Here is a 1,442-nt window from a genome sequence, read left to right as displayed (position 1 = left end):
TTGTTGAATAAATAGAGATTGTGCTGCAACCCCATAAAAACAGCGAGCATCTATAACATAAAATCAGTAGGTTACAACCAGTGTTCGGTAATACATGCTGGAATGGCTAGCATCTCCAGCGATATGAAGTATGCCTACTTTACCAAAGCGCGTGAGATCTTAAGCCGCGAGGCGTGGTGGGTCTGAACGTGATCTATCCGCAGCCGATCCAAGCGGCAAAAGAGGTGCTCGCCTATACGATGTCGCTGTTTGGCCCGACCGGGGAAACGGATCTGTATCGTTAACTGGGGAATACGTTTAGGGGGCGGGCATGCTCGACCCTGCAGGCTATTTGGCGGCTAACCACTGCCCGACAACCTGCTGATACTCGCCTGTGGCTTTGCTGAGGTGCAGCCACTGGTCAACGTATACCTTCCAGCTGATATCAGCTCGCGGCAGCATCCACGCTTTCTCGCCGTACTGCAACGGCTTTTCCGGGTTAATCGCGCACAGCTGAAGAAAACGCTTCTGCTGGTACAGCGCTTCCGACGCGTCGGTGATCATCACATCGGCTTTCTTATCCACCAGCTGCTGGAAAATCGTCACGTTGTCGTGGAATAACGTCAGATTTGCCTGCGGCAGATAGGTGTGAACAAAAGCCTCATTGGTGCTGCCCGCCGGTTCGATCAGGCGTACCGACGCTTTATTCATCTGCTCAACAGTGCGGTATTTCTTTTTATCGGCGCAGCGCACCAGCGGGATTTTGCCGTCGGTGTCCAGCGGGTTAGCAAACCATACCGTCTGCAGGCGCTTCAGCGTCACCGATACACCGCCCAGCGCTACGTCACACTGCTTGGCGATAAAATCGGAGGGCATGGTTTTCCAAGTGGTCGGCACCCACTTCACTTCCGAACCGAGGCTTTTTGCCAGCGCCTGCGCCAGTGAGATATCAATGCCTTCATAACTGCCGTCCGGGCGCAGGTAGGTGTAAGGCTTATAATCTCCGGGGGGGCTGTCCTAGATAACTAAGATCATCTAGGATAGTGCCATGAGAAAAAGCAGACTCAGTCAGTACAAACAGGAACGGTTACTTGAACAGTTTATTGCAGGCTCCACAGCCCGTATTGCCGCAGAGCTGGTTGGTGTCCACAGGAACACTGCTGCATACTATTTTCACCGCCTCAGAGTGCTGATAGCCGAGCACGTAGATAGGCACTCCTGGTTTGATGGCGAGATTGAACTGGACGAAAGTTATTTTGGTGGTCGTCGTAAAGGTCAGCGTGGCAGAGGTGCTGCCGGAAAAGTGCCTGTTTTCGGGCTTCTCAAGCGTGGTGGTAAGGTGTATACCAAGGTCATACCCGATGCCAAATCACGCACATTACTGCCGATAATAGAGTCAAAAATTTACCCTGACAGCATCGTCTATACCGATAATTTTGCCAGTTATGATGTACTGGATGTGA

Annotated in this window: 1 protein-coding gene and 2 pseudogenes; 2 read left to right on the top strand and 1 reads right to left on the bottom strand. The window is 51.9% G+C overall.

All coding sequences use genetic code 11. From position 1 onward, the window contains the following. Window positions 1-99 precede the first annotated feature (99 nt). Window positions 100-284, top strand: a pseudogene (locus BBW68_RS17345) (ketose-bisphosphate aldolase); the annotation flags it as partial. A 43-nt stretch (window positions 285-327) separates the two neighbouring features. Here BBW68_RS17345 and BBW68_RS00080 read toward each other — a convergent pair. After that, a pseudogene (locus tag BBW68_RS00080) lies at window positions 328-984 on the bottom strand (transporter substrate-binding domain-containing protein); the annotation flags it as partial. 43 nt (window positions 985-1,027) lie between these two features. On the opposite strand from BBW68_RS00080, the gene BBW68_RS00075 reads away from it, so the two are divergent. Next, window positions 1,028-1,442, top strand: a 415-nt coding sequence (locus BBW68_RS00075) for an IS1595 family transposase (RefSeq protein WP_148127470.1), incomplete at its 3' end; no start/stop codon positions are given.

The organism is Candidatus Erwinia dacicola (assembly GCF_001756855.1).
Classification (GTDB): Bacteria; Pseudomonadota; Gammaproteobacteria; order Enterobacterales; family Enterobacteriaceae; genus Erwinia; species Erwinia dacicola.
The sequence above is the reverse complement of the archived record's forward strand: the minus strand, read 5'-3'. Positions and strand labels throughout refer to the sequence as shown.